Source organism: Luteibacter sp. RCC_6_2 (assembly GCF_041360655.1).
GTDB lineage: Bacteria > Pseudomonadota > Gammaproteobacteria > Xanthomonadales > Rhodanobacteraceae > Luteibacter.
Genome location: NZ_JBFUPQ010000026.1, coordinates 1 through 16,597, shown reverse-complemented (window position 1 = coordinate 16,597; position 16,597 = coordinate 1). Strand labels below are relative to the sequence as shown.

The window sequence follows — 16,597 nt, the reverse complement described above, 5'->3', positions numbered from 1 at the left end:
TCCATCGGCTTGCCGCACTCCGCTCTCACCTCCAAGCCTAGCCCTTCGGAAAGACACAAGCCGACCCTGTCGGCGATGGGCCCACGACGACCTACATCGTGAAACGAATATCCCGATCCGCCCGCAACGTGCTGTGCGCTTCGAGGTACTTCTCGCGTGACGGGGCCACGAAACTCACCGTCACCGACTGGTAGTTACCCGCCGGCGTCAGCTTCGTGGAAAGCGTCTCGTGGAGCACCTCCAGCCCGATGCCGTGCAGCAACGCTGGCACGTGCTTGTCGAGGCCCGCGTTGGCATTGCCGATCGCGGTGATCTCGAACTCACCGGGAAACTGGAAGCCCTTCCCTTCCTTCTGCGCATCGCTGAAGTCGATTTCACGCATCGTCTCGCCCTCTTACTTCTTGTCGCCGTCGCTGTGGAACCACAGCATGATCGTGTCCCACAGGCGCGAGAAGAAGCCGCCTTCCGGCGCATCCGCCAGGGCTACCAGCGGTGCGGTGAGTATCGGCTGGCCGTCGAGGGTGACGCGCAGCGTGCCTACCTGCTGGCCCTTCTTGAACGGGGCGATCAGGGTGGCCGGGATATCGAGGTTGGCCTTGAGCTTGTCGTAGTCGCCGCGCTTGACCGAGACGAGGGCGTCTTCGGTGAGGCCCAGCGCGACGGTGTTCTCGGCACCCTTCCACAGCTTCGGCGTGGCCAGCGGCTTGTTGGCTTCGTAGAGCTTGTGCGATTCGTAGAAACGGAAACCGTAGTTGAGCAGCGCCAACGCGGCGTCGGCGCGGCCCTTCTCGCTATTGGCGCCCATCACGATGGCGATCATGCGCGCGTCGCCCTGCTTCGCCGATGCGGCAAGGCAGTAGCCGGCCGCGGCCGTGTGGCCGGTCTTGATGCCGTCGACGGTGTTGTCGCGCCACAGCAGCAGGTTGCGGTTGTGCTGCTTGATGCCGTTCCACTCGAACTCCTTCACGGCCGAGATCGCATAGTCCTCGGGGAAGTCGTGGATCAGCGCACGCGACAGGATCGCGATGTCACGAGCCGTCGTGAAGTGGTTGGATACCGGGTAACCGGATGCGTTCTGGAAATTCGAATGCGTCATGCCGAGCTGCTTGGCGTACGCGTTCATCAGGTTGGCGAAGGCGGGCTCGGAGCCCGCGGTGTGCTCGGCCAGCGCGATGGCGGCATCGTTGCCCGACTGGATGATCATGCCGTAGAGCAGGTCCTTCAGCGGCACCTGGCTGTTGAGCTTGAGGAAGCTGGTGGAGCCATCGGTGCCCGCGCCGCCGCCACGCCACGCGTTCTCGCTGATGGTGACCGGATCGGTCATGTGGATCTTGCCGTTGCCGACCTCGGCCGACACCACGTAGTCGGTCATCACTTTCGTGATCGACGCGGGCTCGACCTGGAGGTCCGGGTCCTTCGACGCGATGATCTGCCCGGTGTTGTAGTCCATCAGCACCCAGCTCTTGCCCTCGACATCCGGCGGCGGCGGAACCGGCGCCTCGGGAACCACCGGGCGCGGCACGGACGGACGGGGCGGGGTCTGCTGCGCCACGGTCACGCCGGCGACGAACGCGGCGGCGGCGAAAGCGAACAGGGAACGGGGCAAGAGCTTCATCGTTTCAACGGTCCAGTTCAAAGCAGGAAAAAGAAGGTCAGTCTACCGCGACCTGCGGCCTGGGCAGGCCCATGCCGGCGATCTGGTCGGTCACGCGATCGGCCGTATCCACGTCGGCAAGCGGTCCCACGCGCACACGGCGCACGCTGCGGCCGCCGATAGTGGCCTCGACCACACTGACCGGCCCGAGGCCCGCACGGTTCAATTGGTCGGCCACGCGATTGGCGTTCACGACGTCGGAGAAGGCACCGACCTGGAGGTAGATGCTCGGTTTGCCGGCCATCGACGCGGTGGCGGGGGCTTGGGCAGGGACGGAGCCTTGGGTACTGGCGGTGACCGGCCTGGCGGCGGAACTCCGGGTACCGGCGGGGCTCGGGCTGACGGCAGTCGGCACGCTTGCCGCCGCGGCCAGCGGCGGCAACGCCTCGCTCGGCGAAACCCCCGTCATGCCAGGTACATGGCCATCCTCGTCGACGGCGACGTCCTGGTGGGAGCCAACCCTGTTGGCGATGGGAGCTTGGCGCACGCTGGCATCGCCAACAGGGTTGGCTCCCACCGAGCCGGTTCCTGTCGGGTTGGTTGGCACCGGGTTGGCCCCCACCGGCTTGGTTGGCACCGGGGTGGCTGCCACCGAAGCCGTGACCGCCCGCTGTGGCGGCGGAGGTGGCGCGGTGATCGGCGCCGGCTTCGGCGCGGTGTTCACATACGGCGCGCCGCGATCGCTGCCGGGGTCGTTGGGATCGATCGCCCGCACTTCCACCAGCCCCGTGCCCTTGGGCCACACGCCGATCTTCACGGCCGCGGCGAACGAAAGGTCGATGATGCGGTTTTCGTGGAACGGGCCGCGGTCGTTGATGCGCACGATGACGCTCTTGCCGTTCTCGAGGTTGGTGACGCGCGCGTAGCTCGGCAGCGGCAAGGTCTTGTGCGCCGCCGAGAACTGGTACATGTCGTATTCCTCGAGACTCGAGGTCTTGTAGCCGTGGAACTTGTTCCCGTAGAACGAGGCGATGCCGCGTTCGACATAGCCGCGCGGGCTCGGCAGCACGTTGTAGGTCTGGCCGAGCACCGAGTACGGCGACTTGTTGCCGTAGAGGGAGCGCGGCTCGACCTTCGGCACCGGCTCGGGGAGCTTGTTCACGTCCGGGATATCGGTGGGAACGCTGTCCGAACTGGACCGATAGCGCGAACCCTGCGACTTGCGGATGTCGTCGTAGCGGCCGCCGCTGGGTGCCGGCGAGCTACCGCCGCGCGAGGAAGGACGCGCGTTGCGGGAGCCGCCGCAGGCGGTGAGGAGCATGGCGATGAACAGGATCGTGAGGAGCGAAGCGTGGCGTTTGATCGTCAGGCAAGCGCGGGGCACGGCACGGTCGGAAGCGGGTGAGGATGGGGCGAGCACCCTTCGCCGCTGAAGCGGCTCCCACCGGGCAGGACAAGTCGCCGACGGGGTCGGCTTCGACCGGGCCTGGTCCGGGAGGGCGGGATGCCACCCGGGGATCATCGTTCGCCGGGTCCGTGCGTGCGGGCGCGGATCTCGCGCGCCAGCTGGTCCACGGCCATGGCGTACATGGGGCTGCGGTTGTACGTGGTGATCACGTAGAAGTTCTGGAACACGAACCAGTATTCGTCACCCGCGGGCCCGTCCAGGCGCACCAGTTGCGCATCGCGGCCGGGGTTGAGGTGTTGCAGCGGTGCGAAGCCGTCCGCGACGAACGATTCCACCGGCGCCACCGGCTTCCAGTCCTTGGGCACGGCCGGCGCCACGGCGCGCGCGTCGGGCTGGGCGCGCGCGGCGACCGGGCCACCCGCTTCCCAGCCGTGCTGGGCGAAGTAGTTGGCCACGCTGGCGAAGATGTCGCCCATCGAGCCCTTCATGTCGATATGGCCGTCGTGGTCGTAATCCACGCCCCAGTCGCGGATCGACGAGGGCATGAACTGGCCCCAGCCCTGCGCGCCGGCATAGGAGCCGGTCAGCGTGTCGAGCGGGCCACCCAGGTGGTTCTGTGGAAGTTCGAGCAAGGCCTTCAGCTGCTCGCGGAAGAACGGCGCGCGCTTGGGGTAGTAGAACGCCAGCGTGGTCAGCGCATCCAGCACCTTCCATTTGCCGGTATTGCGACCGTAGAAGGTCTCCACGCCGACGATGGCGACGATGTATTCGGGCGGCACGCCGTACTTGCGGCCGATGCCGTCGAGCAACTGCCGGTGCTGGCGATAGAAATCCGCCCCCGCCTGGATGCGTTGCTCGGTGAGAAAAATCGGACGGTAATCGCGCCAAGGCTTGCCTTCGGCCGGGCGGCTGATGGCGTCGAGAATGGCCTGCTGTTTCTTCGCGCCGTCGAGCAGCGCGTTCAGCGAGGCCTTGCTCTTGCCGGTGTCCCTGGCGACTTCGCGCACCAGTTGTTCCTGCCCCGGATGGGTTTCGGCGAACGCCGCGGAGGCGAACATCAGGGGGAAGGCGATCATCGCGCCGGCGAGGCGCGGGAGGTGACGTGCGGGTCGTGCGCGGTGCGCGGCGAGAACTTCATCCATGCGTGGAAGCGTAGCACGCGCGTGTGGCGCACCAGGGGCGATCCTGGGCGGACGTTCAGGCCACGGCGGCCTAGTCGTGCAGCTTCCGGTTCGCATGGATCGACATCAGCACGCCGAATCCCGTGAGCAGGGAAACCGCCGAGGTACCGCCGTAACTCACCAGTGGCATCGGCACGCCGACCACCGGCAGGATGCCCGCGACCATGCCGCCGTTCACCGCCACGTAAACGAAGAAGCTCATGCCGATCGCGCCGGCGAGCAGGCGGGAATACGTGTCGCGCGCGTTCATCGCGATCCACAGGCAGCGGCCAATGATGAAGGCGTACAGCAGCATGATCGCGATGACACCCACCAGGCCGAATTCCTCGGAGAAGACGGCGAAGATGAAGTCGGTGGTGTGCTCCGGCAGGAACTCCAGGCGCGATTGCGTGCCCTGCTGCCAGCCCTTGCCGAACATGCCGCCGGAACCCACCGCGATCTTCGACTGGATGATGTGCCAGCCGTTGCCTAGCGGGTCGGATTCGGGATCGAGCAGCGTGCGCACGCGATTGCGCTGGTATTCGTGCAGGAACTGCCACGCCACGGGGATCACCGCCCCCACGCCGCCCACGAGCAGGCCGATACGCCACCACGCCATGCCGGAAAGGAAGAGCGCGAATGCGCCGGCGCCCGCCACGAGCAAGGCGGTGCCGAGGTCGGGCTGCTCGGCGATGAGGCCGGCCGGCACGGCGATCAGCAGGCCGACGACGATGATGTCCTTCCAGCTCGGCGGCAACTGCCGTGGATGCAGGTACCAGGCGACCATCATCGGCATGGTCAGCTTGAGCAACTCCGATGGCTGGAAGCGCATGAAACCGAGGTCGAGCCAGCGATACGCGCCGCGGCCTTCGCCGAGCACGGCCACGACCACCAGCAAGGCGGTGCTGCCGAGGTAGAGCCATGGCGTCCACGAGCGCAGCACCGGCGGCGGGATGCGTGAGATGACCAGGAGCAACACGGCGCCGAGGACGAAGCGCGCGGCCTGCCCGGTGACCAGTGAGAAGTTGCCGTTGCCCGCGCTGTAGAGCGTGGCCAGTCCCGCACAGCCGAGCACGAAGAGCGCCAGCAAGAGCGGCAGGTCGAGCCGTGGTCGCGTGAGCAGGCGCAGGCCGAAGCGCTTCATGCGCATGGTGAGCGTCTGGAACATGGCTACTGGTCCTCCCCGTTGTCCTGGGGCGGCAGGTCGGTACTGCTGGCACCGGCGGGCTGGGCGTCCTGCACGGACGAGGCTTCGCCGGGCGAAGGCTCCGGTATCGCATCAGCGGTGACGATCGGCCCCGGCGGCATGTCCGCAGGCCGCTGGCCACCTTCGTCCACCACCCATTGGTCGAGGATCTTTCGCGCGATCGGGCCGGAGTCCTGCGCGCCCCACGCGCCGGCTTCCAGCACGACGGCCACGGCGATCTTCGGATCGTCGGCGGGCGTGTACGCGATGAACAACGCGCGGTGGCGGCTGGCCAGATAGGCGGTGTTTTTGTTGGTGTCGTAGGCGTCGGTCTTGCGCGAGAAGCGTTCGGCCGTGCCGCTCTTGCCCGCGATGATGTACGGGAAGCCGAAAGGCAGGCGCTTGCCGGTACCCCTGCCGGAGTTGATGACGGCCTTCATGCCTTCGTTCACGGCATCCCAATCGGCCGCCTTGCGGATCACCGATGGCCCGGAGGGCGGGAACGATTGCGGCACGCGCGGACTGTCGACACCGTCCTGCGTGTCGAGCAGGAAATGCGGCGTATACGGGATGCCGCGGCCGGCGAAGGTGGCCGTGGCATGCGCGAGCTGGAGCGGCGTGACCGCCCAATAACCCTGGCCGATACCCGAGATGATGGTCTCGCCGGGGAACCATCCCGCCTTGCTGCGGGATGCCTTCCATTCGCGCGACGGCATCACGCCCTCCACTTCGCCGACGAGGTCGATGCCGGTCTTCTTGCCGAAGCCCAGCTTGCCCATCCAGTCGGAGAGCCGGTCGATGCCCATGTCGAGCGCCAGCCGGTAGAAATAGGTGTTGGTCGAGAGCTCGATGGCCTGGATCATGTTCACCGTGCCGTCGCCGCCGCGTTTGTCGTCGCGATAGCAGCGCGACTGCCCGGGGATGCAGAACTCACCCGTGGACAGCACCGTGTCGGACGGACGGCGAATACCCATGGTCAGGCCACCCAGGGCGAGGAACGGCTTCACCGTCGAGCCCGGCGGGTAAACACCGCGCAGCGCCCGGTTGTACAGCGGCTTGTCGGGCGCGGTGGTCAGCGCCTTGTAGTCGGCGGAGCTGATGCCGTTGACGAACAGGTTGGGATCGAAGCTCGGCACGCTGGCGAAGGCCAGCACCTGGCCGTTGCGCGGATCGATCGCGATGGCCGCGCCGGAGCGGCCGTTCATCGCTTCCTCGGCCGCCTTTTGCAGGCGCACGTCGATGGAGAGATAGATGTTCTTGCCCGGGGTGGGCGGGGTCGTGTCGAGCACGGCCTGCGTCCGGCCGTCGGCGTTCACTTCGACCAGCTCGTAGCCCGGTGCACCGTGCAGCAGCTTCTCGTAATAGCGTTCGATACCGATGCGGCCGATGTGCGTGGTGCCCTTGTAGCTGGCTTCCTCGTCGTCGTCCATGCGGTCGAGGTCGTCCACGTCGATACGGCTGACGTAGCCGATGACGTGGGCCAGCAACGAGCCCATCGGGTAACGCCGGGTGAGGTACGGCACCACGTCGACGCCCGGGAATCGCCAGCGGTTCACGGCGAAGCGGCCGATCTCGTCCTCGGTGAGTTTCAGCTTGAGCGGAATCCCCTCGAACCGCCGCCCCTGCTTCACCTGCTTCTTGAAGGTGGCGATGTCCTCGTCGCTGAGCGGCACGACGGTGCCGAGCTTGCCCAGCATCTCGTCCATGTCGGCGACCTGCTCGGGAATGACTTCCAGGCGGAACGCCGGGACGTTATCGGCCAGCAGCACGCCATTGCGGTCGTAGATGAGCCCGCGCGCCGGCGGTATCGCACGCGGCTTCACGCGGTTCTGGTCCGAACGCGCCACGAACTCGTCGTGGTGCAGCACCTGCAGGTATACGTAGCGTGCGCACACGGCGGCGAGGCCGAGCAGGATCAATGCGAAGCCGGCCATGGCGCGGCGGCGGAACAGCGCCACCTCGCCACGGACTTCCTTGATCGAGGCGCGCCGCCGGCTCATGCCTCGTGGATGCGCAGGCGCGCGCGAAGGTCGTCGAGGATGAGGAACACGAACGGCCACAGCGCCGCGCCCACCAGGGGCGAGATCCAGTACTCGGGCGGCGGCAACGGATCGCCGCCGAACACGCGCACCAGCAGGAGCAGGATGCGGTCGTTCACCAGCAGGCCGAGCACGGCCAGCGACTGCTGCCACATCGGGAAGAAACGCAGGCGCGAGCGGAAGCGCAGCGCGATGAAGACCATGGCCGTGAGGCGCAAGGCCTGCTCACCCAGCAGGATGCCGTCGAAGAGATCGGCGGCCACGCCGACACAGAACGCCAGGCCGAGGGTGACCCTGTCGCCGGACTGCAGGCACCAGTAGAGCAGGATCAGGGCCGGCCAGTACGGCTTGAACGGCGTGAGCGGGCCCGGCAACGGGACCAGCATCAGGAACAGTGACATCAGCAGCGTGGCGGCGAACCACAGCTGGCGAACGCGAACCTTGTTCATGGCGTGGTCCCCGTCGATGGCGCGGCGGTGGACGGACGCGCCGGTGCCGGCGTCGCGGTCGGCGAGGTCACGGAGGGCAAGGTCGCCGCCGGCGGCGCACCCGGAGGCGGCGCGAGGTCGGCGGGCGGGCCGACATTCGGCGCGGGTGCCGGTGGGCCGGCGGGTTCGGCCAGGTCGTGCAGCAACAGGACGTCCTCGCTGCGATCCAGGTCGGCGGCGGGTTTCGCCTGCGCGGAAAGGAAGGTGCCCGATGGCGTCTGTGCCACGTCGCGGATCTCGCCCACGGGGAAGCCCGGTGGGAAGCGGCCGCCCAGCCCGGAGGTGACCAGCTTGTCGCCCGCTTGCACGTCGGCCGAGACGGGGATGTTCGGCAAGGTGAGCGAGTCGCCCGTGCGCGAGCCATAGGCGATGGTCCGCAGGCCGGTGCGTTCGACGGTCACGGGAATCGCGTGGTTGGGATCGGTGATCAGCATGGCGACCGAGGTGGTGGGCATCACTTCGACGATCTGGCCCATCACGCCGCGCGCGTCGATCACGACCTGGCCCGGCTGGACCTTGTCGCGCGCGCCCACGTTGAGCACGATCCGGTGGCGGAAGCTACCCAGGTCGACGCCGATCAGGCGCGCGAGCTGCACGTTGAGCGAAAGGCTGTGCTGGGTGTCCAGCAATTCCTTCAGGCGCTGGTTCTGTTCGGCCACGGAGGCCATGCGGTTGAGCTTGGCGTTAGCCAGGAGCAGGTCCTCGCGCAGGCGCTGGTTCTGCTCGGTGAGGCGTTGGCGGTCGGCGAACGCCACCGTCGCCGCCTGGAACCCCTGCGAGGGCAGGCCGGCGATGCGATAGACGGGCTCGACCACCAGCGACAGGCCGTAGCGCACGTTACCCAGCCAGCCGCCACGGTGATCGAGCACCATCAGCACGCAGGCGAGCGCGAGGTAGACGATGAGGCGCAGCGTCCCCGCCACGCCGGGCGCGAACAACGGCGACGTGTCGTCGCGATTCAGGGCCATGGATCAGCGCGCTCCGGCCAAAGCGCCGCGCGCGCGGCCATCATTCGAACGCGAAGAAGTCGCTGCCGTGCTGGTCGATCATCTCCAGGGCCTTGCCGCCGCCGCGCGCCACGCAGGTGAGCGGGTCATCGGCCACCTGCACGTGCAGGCCGGTTTCCTCGGAGATCAGGCGATCCAGATCGCGCAGCAGGGCGCCACCGCCGGTGAGCACGATGCCGCGCTCGGCCACGTCGGAGCAGAGCTCCGGCGGGGTCTGTTCCAGCGCCGCCTTCACCGCCGCCACGATGCCGGAGAGCGGCTCGTGCAGGGCTTCCAGCACCTCGTTGGAGTTGATCGTGAACATGCGCGGCACGCCCTCGGCCAGGTTGCGGCCGGAGATCTCGATCTCGCGGACTTCGCTCTGCGGGAAGGCGCAGCCGATCTCCAGCTTGATCCGCTCGGCGGTGGATTCGCCGATCAGGGTGCCGTGGTTGCGGCGCACGTAGTTGATGATGGCCTCGTCGAAGCGGTCGCCGCCAACGCGGACCGACTGCGAGTAGACGATGCCGTTCAGCGAGATGACGGCCACCTCCGAGGTGCCGCCGCCGATATCCAGGACCATCGAGCCGCGGGCCTCGTGCACCGGGATGCCCGCGCCGATCGCGGCCGCCATGGGCTCCTCGATCAGGAAGACGTCACGGGCACCGGCGCCTTCGGCCGATTCCTTGATGGCGCGGCGCTCCACCTGGGTGGAGCCGCAAGGCACGCAGACCAGCACGCGCGGGCTGGGCCGCAGCATGCGCGAGCGGTGCACCTGCTTGATGAAGTGCTGGAGCATCGCCTCGGTCATGGTGAAGTCGGCGATGACGCCGTCCTTCATCGGGCGCACGGTGGCGATGTTGCCCGGCGTACGGCCGAGCATGCGCTTGGCGTCGCCACCTACGGCCGCGACGGCACGGGGGCCGCCGGGGCCACGGTCCTGGCGGATCGCCACGACCGAGGGTTCGTTGAGGACAATGCCCTGCCCACGCACATAAATAAGCGTATTCGCCGTGCCGAGATCGATGGAGATGTCGTTCGAGAAAAGTCCGCGGAACTTCTTAAACATGATGCGGCGGGCGCCCATAGCGGGAAAAAGTAAGCGTGCGAGTCTAGATTGGCGCCCTCCCCCACGCAAGGGCGCATACGTTAAGAAAGCCTTGTAACTCCGGGTGATGCGTGCGGAACCCGCTCCCGGGGGGGTATGGACACCGGCTAGGCGGAGGTCGCCTCGGGGGCCGATTTTGGGTACGATCCGCAGGTTTGCCGGACCCGTCGCGGGCGGCGTTCGCGGCGGCCCTTCATGGCCGCGCCACTTACCATCCTCCAGGGTCACCCAACGCATGACTGCCGTTATCTGCGGATCGCTAGCCTACGACACGATCATGGTCTTCCAGGACCAGTTCAAGAACCACATCATCCCGGATCAGGTGCACATCCTGAACGTGTCGTTCCTGGTGCCGGCCATGCGCCGCGAGTTCGGCGGTTGCGCGGGCAACATCGCCTACAACCTGAAGTTGCTCGGCGGCGAGCCGATGCCGGTGGCGACGGTCGGCCAGGATTTCGCGCCGTACCGCGCGCACCTGGAGAAGTTCGGCATCCGCCTCGACGGCGTGCGCCAGTTCGACGACCAGTTCACCCCGCAGTGCTTCATCACCACCGACCTGGACAACAACCAGATCACCGCCTTCCACCCGGGCGCGATGTCGAGCGCGCACGAGAACCACGTGCGCGACATCAAGCAGTGCGAGTTCGGCATCGTCGCGCCGGATGGCCGCGACGCGATGCTGCAGCATGTCGATGAATTCGCCGCGCGTGGCGTGCCCTTCATCTTCGACCCGGGCCAGGCGATGCCGCTGTTCAACGGCGACGAGTTCCGCGCGATGATCGAGAAGTCGACGTACGTCATCGTCAACGACTACGAGTCGCAGTTGCTGCAGCAGCGTACGGGTTGGAGCGCGGCGGACATCGCCTCGAAGGTCGATGCGTACATCGTGACGCTGGGACCGCGCGGCTCGCTGATCCACGTTAACGGCGAAACGCTCGAAGTGCCGCCGGCACGCGAACACAAGGTGGTCGATCCGACCGGCTGTGGCGATGCTTACCGCGCCGGCCTCATCTTCGGCATCATGAAGGGCTACGACTGGCCGACCGTCGGCAAGATGGCATCGCTGATGGGCGCGCTGAAGGTCGAGCATCCGGGCACGCAGAACCAGTACTTCACGTACGAGCAGTTCGCCACGGAGTTCAAGGACCAGTTCGGCTACGCGCTGGCCTGAGTCGGCTACGTCCGGGCCTGATCATCCCGCGGAGTGCATGAAAAAAGGGGCGGCGCATCACTGCGCCGCCCCTTTTCATTGGCACCGACTCATTGGCACAGAGCTGTGGTGGGAAGCCGCTTCAGCGGCGATGGGTGCTCGCCTCGACACCGGCCCGGGCTAATTCCGCGGCTTGAACCCCATCGTCGCACTCACCGCCTGCTGCCAACCTTCATACAAGTCGTCGCGACGTTCCTTCGTCATCTGCGGCTTGAACTCACGGTCGACCGCCCAGCGCGTGGCGATTTCCTTCTTGTCCTTCCAGAAGCCCACCGCCAGGCCGGCGAGATAAGCGGCACCCTGCGCCGTGGTTTCCTGCACTTTCGGACGCAACAGCGTCACGTCGAGGATGTCGGCCTGGAACTGCGCCATGAAGTCGTTGGCGATGGCGCCACCATCCGCACGCAGTTCTTTGAGTTGGATACCCGAGTCCTTCTGCATCGCCTCGAGCACGTCGCGTGTCTGGTACGCCATCGATTCCAGCGCGGCGCGGATGAACTGCTCTTTCGTCGTACCGCGCGACAAGCCGAACACGGCACCGCGCACGTCGCTTCTCCAATACGGCGCACCGAGACCCACGAACGCAGGCACGAAGTACACACCGTCGTTGTCCTTGGCGCGTTCCGCATAGGCCTGCGAGTCGGAAGCCTTGCCGAGCATGCGCAGTCCATCCCGCAACCACTGGATGACGGAGCCAGCGACGAAGATGCTGCCTTCCAGCGCGTATTCCACCTTGCCGTCGACGCCCCAGGCGATAGTGGTGAGCAAGCCGGTCTTCGAGCGCACGGCCTTCTCGCCGGTGTTCATCAGCATGAAGCAGCCCGTGCCATAGGTGTTCTTCGCCATGCCCTGTTCGAAGCACGCCTGGCCGAACAATGCCGCCTGCTGGTCGCCCGCGATACCGGCGATCGGCACTTCGCGACCGAAGAACTGCTTCGCCTGCGTATTGCCGTAGATCTCGCTTGAGGACTTCACCTCCGGCAACATCGCGCGCGGCACGTTGAGCATCTTCAGCAGTTCGTCGTCCCACTCACGCTTGTAGATGTCGTACATCAGCGTGCGCGAGGCATTGGTATAGTCGGTGACGTGCACCTTGCCACCGGTGAGGTTCCAGATCACCCAGGTATCGATGGTGCCGAACAGCAGGTCGCCCGCCTCGGCCTTCGCCTGCGCGCCTTCCACGTGGTCGAGGATCCAGCGCACCTTGGTACCGGCGAAGTAGGCGTCGATCAGAAGCCCAGTCTTCTCGCGGACCATCTCGTCGTAACCGTCCGCCTTGAGCTTGTCGCAGATGTCGGCGGTCTGTCGCGACTGCCAGACGATCGCGTTGTAGATCGGCTGGCCCGTATGCTTGTCCCATACCACCGCCGTCTCGCGCTGGTTGGTGATGCCGATGCCTTCGATGCAGGCCGGGTCGATCTGCGAACTGCTGATCACTTCGGTCATGGTCGAGAGCACGCTGGTCATGATCTCCCGCGGATTGTGTTCGACCCAACCCGGCTGCGGGAATATCTGAGGAAATTCGCGCTGGGCGGTACCGGCGATGTTGCCGTCATGATCGAACAGGATCGTGCGCGAGCTGGTGGTGCCCTGGTCGATGGCCAGGATGTATTTCTTCTTGGTGGTCACGATGAATCCTCGAGTCAGGCCGCGAGGGCGGTATAGGCGAAGGCGGCGAGCAGGGCGCCGATGATCGAACCGACGATGGGTACCGGCGCGTAGGCGAAGTCCGAACCGCCCTTGCCGGGGATGGGCAGCAAGGCGTGTGCGAGGCGGGGGCCGAAGTCACGCGCGGGATTGATCGCATAACCGGTGGGGCCGCCCAGGCACATGCCGATCACCACCACGAGCAGTGCGACGGCGATCGGCGCCAGGCCCTTGGAGAGATCGTTGCTGCCGATGGCGAGCACGCAATACACCAACACGAACGTGCCTATCACCTCGGTGACCAGGTTGGCCGGGATCGAACGGATCGCCGGAATCGTGCAGAAGATGCCGAGCTTCTTGGCCGGATCGGCGGTGCCCTTCCAGTGGGCAAGATAGGCGAGATAGACCAGCACCGCGCCGGTGAAGGCACCCGCCATCTGCGCCGCGATATACCCCGGGACGAGCGACCACGACAGCTTGCCGATGGACGCCATCGCCAGCGTGATCGCGGGATTCATGTGGGCGCCGCTTTTCGCGGCGACGAAGATGCCCATGAGGACGGCGAGGCCCCAGGCCCAGGTGATCACGCCCCAACCCGCGTTCTCCGCCTTCGAATCCTTCAGCAGCACGCCGGCGACGACGCCATCGCCTAACAGGATCATCACCATGGTTCCGAGGAACTCACTCAGGTAGACCGACATGCTGAGTACTCCTATGTGTCGTGGGGCGCGGGCCGGTCAGCAGTACGGCACGCGTCTTTGGGATGTCCCCGTGGCGCCTCAGCGCTTCGTGGACAGGTAATCGGTAAGGCGTTGGACGTCCGGCGGGGTGACCCTCAGGCCGAGCTTGCTTCGACGCCAGAGGATGTCCTCGGCCTCGGTGGCCCATTCGTGGCGCACGAGGTAGTCCACTTCAGCCTGGTAGAGGTCCGCGCCGAAATGCTCACCCAGGGCGTTCAGGCCATCGGCCTCGCCCAAGAGGTCGCGGGCACGGGTGCCGTAGCTGTGCACGAGCCGCCAGGCCAGGGTTTCGGGCAGCCAAGGACGCGATGCGCGGATATCGGCGAGCAGCTCGTCGATATCGCGCTCGCCACCACCCGGAAGCGGGCGGGCGTCGGCGGTCCACGCGGGCTGGTGATTGCCCAGCAAGGGCGCGAGCTTGTCGACGGCCTCTTCGGAAAGCTTCCGGTAAGTGGTCAGCTTGCCGCCGAAGACGTTCAACAGCGGCGGGCCGTTCTGATCGATGTCCAGCAGGTAGTCGCGCGTGACTTCGGAAGCGCTGCCCGCTTCGTCCTGCAGGAGTGGACGCACACCGCTATAGCTCCAGACCACGTCGCTCGGCGAAAGCTGCTTCTTGAAGTAGCGGTTCACGGCATCGCAGAGATAGCTCGTTTCCTCCGCCGTGATCGTCGGATGCGAGGGATCGTCCTTGTACTCGATGTCCGTCGTGCCGATCAGGGTGAAGTCGCGTTCGTAGGGGATCGCAAAGACGATGCGGCGGTCCGGTTGCTGGAAGATGTACGCGTAGCGGTGTTCGAAGATCTTCGGCACCACGATGTGGCTGCCCTTGATCAGGCGCAGCGAGTGCTGGTGCTTCACATGGGCCACGTCGTCGAGGAAGCTCGCCGCCCACGGGCCGGCTGCATTCACGAGCGCGCGGGCCTTCACGAAATGGCGGCTGCCGTCACGGGCTTCGAGTTCCGCGGTCCAGCCCTCGCCGTCGCGCCGGGCGCTGACGCAGCGCGTGTGGGTCTCGATGTGCACGCCCCGCCGCGCGGCGTCCATCGCGTTGAGGACGACCAGGCGGGCATCCTGCACCCACGCATCGGAATAGACGAAGCCGACGCTGAAGTCGTCGCGCAAGGGCTCGCCGGTGACGTGCTTGCCGAAGCGCACGCGACGCGAACCAGGCAGCGTGCGGCGGCCGCGGCCCAGGTGGTCGTAGAGGAACAGGCCCAGGCGAATCATCCACGCCGGACGCAGGTGCGGCTGGTGCGGCAGGACGAAGCGCAGCGGCCAGATGATGTGCGGCGCGGCACGCAGCAGCACTTCGCGCTCGGCGAGCGCCTTGCCCACGAGGGCGAATTCGAACTGCTCCAGATAGCGCAAGCCACCATGGATCAACTTGGTGCTGGCACTGGAGGTATGCGCGGCGAGATCGTCCCGCTCACAGAGCCAGACGCTCAACCCGCGCCCCGCGGCGTCACGGGCGATGCCGACGCCATTGACGCCACCACCGACCACCAGAACATCGACCTGCTCGACCATCGCGAACTCCGCTTAGCTGGAGGCGAGGCCTGCTGAAGGGTGAACCCTACGCTCGGGTACGTTCGTTTTTACTTGCGACGCGCGGAATTGTTTGCGCTTACGAACATTTCACGGATCAGTCAGGCTTCGCCTGCGTGGAAATGAGCATATTCGAACACAAACGAACATCGCACGCTGCAGTGCAGCGTAATCGGGTCTGTCGGCAGCGAAGCGGAGGGTTTCCCCGGTCTTGGGGCTACGGTCCGGCGCGCTTATTCGCCGGCAACGTGCAACTGCGTGCCGGCGGCTTCCAAGACGGGAAGCAAGGCATCCGGCGGCTGCCGATCGGTGAACCATGCATCCACGCGGGAGAAGTCGCCGAGCCGGACCATCGCGTTGCGGCCGATCTTGCTGTGGTCGGCCCCGAGGAACACCTGGCGCGAGTGCTCGATGATCGCCTGGGCGACGCGGACTTCGTGGAAGTCGAAGTCCAGCAGCGTGCCGTCGAGCTCGATGCCAGAGATGCCGATGATGCCGAAGTCGACCTTGAACTGGCGGATGAGTTCGATCGTGGCTTCGCCGGTCACGCCGTGGTCGCGCCCACGGACGACGCCGCCTGCGACGATCACTTCGAACGTGGGATTGTCGCTGAGCAGGATCGCGATATTGAGATTGTTGGTGATGACGCGCAAGTCGCGGTGCTCGAGCAACGCGCGGCCCACGCCTTCGTTGGTCGTGCCCAGGTTGATGAAGAGCGAGGAACCGTCGGGAATCGACTTCGCGATCGCGGTGGCGATGCGGCTCTTCTCCGCGGTCTGCAACGATTGGCGTGCGGCATAGGCAACGTTCTCGACACTCGACGAGGACGCGCTCACGCCGCCGTGGTAGCGGCGAATGAGGCCTCCATCGGCCAGGAGATTGAGATCGCGACGGATCGTCTGCGGAGCCACGTCGAAATGCGTGGCCAGTTCGTCGACACCGACGAAGCCTTCCCGCTGGACGATGGCGATCAGTTCTTCCTGTCGCCGGTTGAGCCGTGGATCCATCGATCTTTCCCGTTGCTGCCTATCGCCCAAGCATGATGACGCGTTGCCATGCGAGTGTCATGCCGCAAGCGCGATCAGAGCGCTCTGGTGAAGAGCATTGGCTTTGGTGGTAAGCAGCCTGGCTCTTGTGGGAGCCGGCTAGGCCGGCGAAGGGTGCTTGCGATGGCCTGGTGGTAGCTGGCCAGGCCGGCGATCCCGCGGCAGCGGGCGGGGGTTGAGGCGAGCACCCATCGCCGCTGAAGCGGCTTCCCACCGGGCAAAGAAAAAACCCGCCACGATTGCTCGTAGCGGGTTTTTAGGGATAAAGCCCCTGGCGGTGACCTGTTGCGGGTCGCATGCGCGGCATGCAACAGCATCTAACAGGCAAAAGAAAACCCGGCCTCAAATGAGACCGGGTTTCCGGGATAAAGCCCCTGGCGGTGACCTACTCTTGCATGGCTTGAGCCACACTACCATCGGCGCATGCGCGTTTCACTTCT

At 66.1% G+C, this 16,597-nt stretch carries 14 protein-coding genes; 1 reads left to right on the top strand and 13 read right to left on the bottom strand.

Annotated elements, in window-relative coordinates:
* Nucleotides 1-91 precede the first annotated feature (91 nt).
* From AB6730_RS18705 to AB6730_RS18665, 9 genes are all read right to left on the bottom strand, one after another.
* On the bottom strand, nt 92-382 hold the full coding sequence (locus tag AB6730_RS18705) for a DUF493 family protein (RefSeq protein WP_306849434.1): 291 nt from the start codon (nt 380-382) through the stop codon (nt 92-94).
* A gap of 12 nt (nt 383-394) precedes the next feature.
* Entirely contained in the window at nt 395-1,615 is a 1,221-nt protein-coding gene (locus AB6730_RS18700; protein ID WP_371025099.1) for a D-alanyl-D-alanine carboxypeptidase family protein, read from the bottom strand.
* Nucleotides 1,616-1,652: 37 nt separating this feature from the next.
* Nucleotides 1,653-2,978: a septal ring lytic transglycosylase RlpA family protein gene (locus AB6730_RS18695; protein WP_371025098.1), complete on the bottom strand. Its 1,326-nt coding sequence runs from the start codon at nt 2,976-2,978 to the stop codon at nt 1,653-1,655.
* A gap of 134 nt (nt 2,979-3,112) precedes the next feature.
* Complete coding sequence (gene mltB / locus AB6730_RS18690; protein WP_371025097.1) at nt 3,113-4,144, bottom strand: lytic murein transglycosylase B; 1,032 nt, start codon at nt 4,142-4,144, stop codon at nt 3,113-3,115.
* 70 nt (nt 4,145-4,214) lie between these two features.
* A complete protein-coding gene (rodA, locus tag AB6730_RS18685; RefSeq protein WP_371025096.1) occupies nt 4,215-5,330 on the bottom strand; it encodes a rod shape-determining protein RodA in 1,116 nt (371 codons plus the stop codon).
* A gap of 2 nt (nt 5,331-5,332) precedes the next feature.
* On the bottom strand, nt 5,333-7,348 hold the full coding sequence (mrdA, locus tag AB6730_RS18680; RefSeq protein ID WP_371025095.1) for a penicillin-binding protein 2: 2,016 nt from the start codon (nt 7,346-7,348) through the stop codon (nt 5,333-5,335).
* Complete coding sequence (gene mreD / locus AB6730_RS18675; RefSeq protein WP_306849425.1) at nt 7,345-7,836, bottom strand: rod shape-determining protein MreD; 492 nt, start codon at nt 7,834-7,836, stop codon at nt 7,345-7,347. The genes mrdA and mreD overlap by 4 nt, the downstream gene beginning before the upstream one ends.
* Complete coding sequence (gene mreC / locus AB6730_RS18670) at nt 7,833-8,843, bottom strand: rod shape-determining protein MreC (protein WP_371025094.1); 1,011 nt, start codon at nt 8,841-8,843, stop codon at nt 7,833-7,835. The genes mreD and mreC overlap by 4 nt, the downstream gene beginning before the upstream one ends.
* 40 nt (nt 8,844-8,883) lie before the next feature.
* Nucleotides 8,884-9,930, bottom strand: coding sequence for a rod shape-determining protein (locus tag AB6730_RS18665; protein WP_072322142.1), 1,047 nt, complete (start codon nt 9,928-9,930; stop codon nt 8,884-8,886).
* 274 nt (nt 9,931-10,204) lie between these two features.
* On the opposite strand from AB6730_RS18665, the gene AB6730_RS18660 reads away from it, so the two are divergent.
* Entirely contained in the window at nt 10,205-11,140 is a 936-nt protein-coding gene (locus AB6730_RS18660; protein WP_371025093.1) for a carbohydrate kinase family protein, read from the top strand.
* Between the two features lie 159 nt (nt 11,141-11,299).
* Here AB6730_RS18660 and glpK read toward each other — a convergent pair whose 3' ends face one another.
* From glpK to AB6730_RS18640, 4 genes are all read right to left on the bottom strand, one after another.
* Complete coding sequence (gene glpK / locus AB6730_RS18655; protein ID WP_371025092.1) at nt 11,300-12,808, bottom strand: glycerol kinase GlpK; 1,509 nt, start codon at nt 12,806-12,808, stop codon at nt 11,300-11,302.
* A gap of 14 nt (nt 12,809-12,822) precedes the next feature.
* On the bottom strand, nt 12,823-13,527 hold the full coding sequence (locus AB6730_RS18650; RefSeq protein WP_371025091.1) for an MIP/aquaporin family protein: 705 nt from the start codon (nt 13,525-13,527) through the stop codon (nt 12,823-12,825).
* Nucleotides 13,528-13,605: 78 nt separating this feature from the next.
* Nucleotides 13,606-15,093 (bottom strand): glycerol-3-phosphate dehydrogenase, encoded by a 1,488-nt coding sequence (glpD, locus tag AB6730_RS18645; RefSeq protein ID WP_371025090.1) that lies wholly within the window; start codon nt 15,091-15,093, stop codon nt 13,606-13,608.
* A gap of 251 nt (nt 15,094-15,344) precedes the next feature.
* Complete coding sequence (locus AB6730_RS18640) at nt 15,345-16,118, bottom strand: DeoR family transcriptional regulator (RefSeq protein ID WP_371025089.1); 774 nt, start codon at nt 16,116-16,118, stop codon at nt 15,345-15,347.
* Nucleotides 16,119-16,597: the final 479 nt, after the last annotated feature.

Coding starts and splice junctions, on each gene's coding strand:
- AB6730_RS18640 (WP_371025089.1), bottom strand. CDS start 16,118: ATGGATCCACGGCTCAACCGGCGACAGGAAGAACTGATCGCCATCGTC.
- rodA (WP_371025096.1), bottom strand. CDS start 5,330: ATGTTCCAGACGCTCACCATGCGCATGAAGCGCTTCGGCCTGCGCCTG.
- AB6730_RS18650 (WP_371025091.1), bottom strand. CDS start 13,527: ATGTCGGTCTACCTGAGTGAGTTCCTCGGAACCATGGTGATGATCCTG.
- mreC (WP_371025094.1), bottom strand. CDS start 8,843: ATGGCCCTGAATCGCGACGACACGTCGCCGTTGTTCGCGCCCGGCGTG.
- glpD (WP_371025090.1), bottom strand. CDS start 15,093: ATGGTCGAGCAGGTCGATGTTCTGGTGGTCGGTGGTGGCGTCAATGGC.
- AB6730_RS18660 (WP_371025093.1), top strand. CDS start 10,205: ATGACTGCCGTTATCTGCGGATCGCTAGCCTACGACACGATCATGGTC.
- mreD (WP_306849425.1), bottom strand. CDS start 7,836: ATGAACAAGGTTCGCGTTCGCCAGCTGTGGTTCGCCGCCACGCTGCTG.
- AB6730_RS18705 (WP_306849434.1), bottom strand. CDS start 382: ATGCGTGAAATCGACTTCAGCGATGCGCAGAAGGAAGGGAAGGGCTTC.
- mltB (WP_371025097.1), bottom strand. CDS start 4,144: ATGGATGAAGTTCTCGCCGCGCACCGCGCACGACCCGCACGTCACCTC.
- AB6730_RS18700 (WP_371025099.1), bottom strand. CDS start 1,615: ATGAAGCTCTTGCCCCGTTCCCTGTTCGCTTTCGCCGCCGCCGCGTTC.
- mrdA (WP_371025095.1), bottom strand. CDS start 7,348: ATGAGCCGGCGGCGCGCCTCGATCAAGGAAGTCCGTGGCGAGGTGGCG.
- AB6730_RS18665 (WP_072322142.1), bottom strand. CDS start 9,930: ATGTTTAAGAAGTTCCGCGGACTTTTCTCGAACGACATCTCCATCGAT.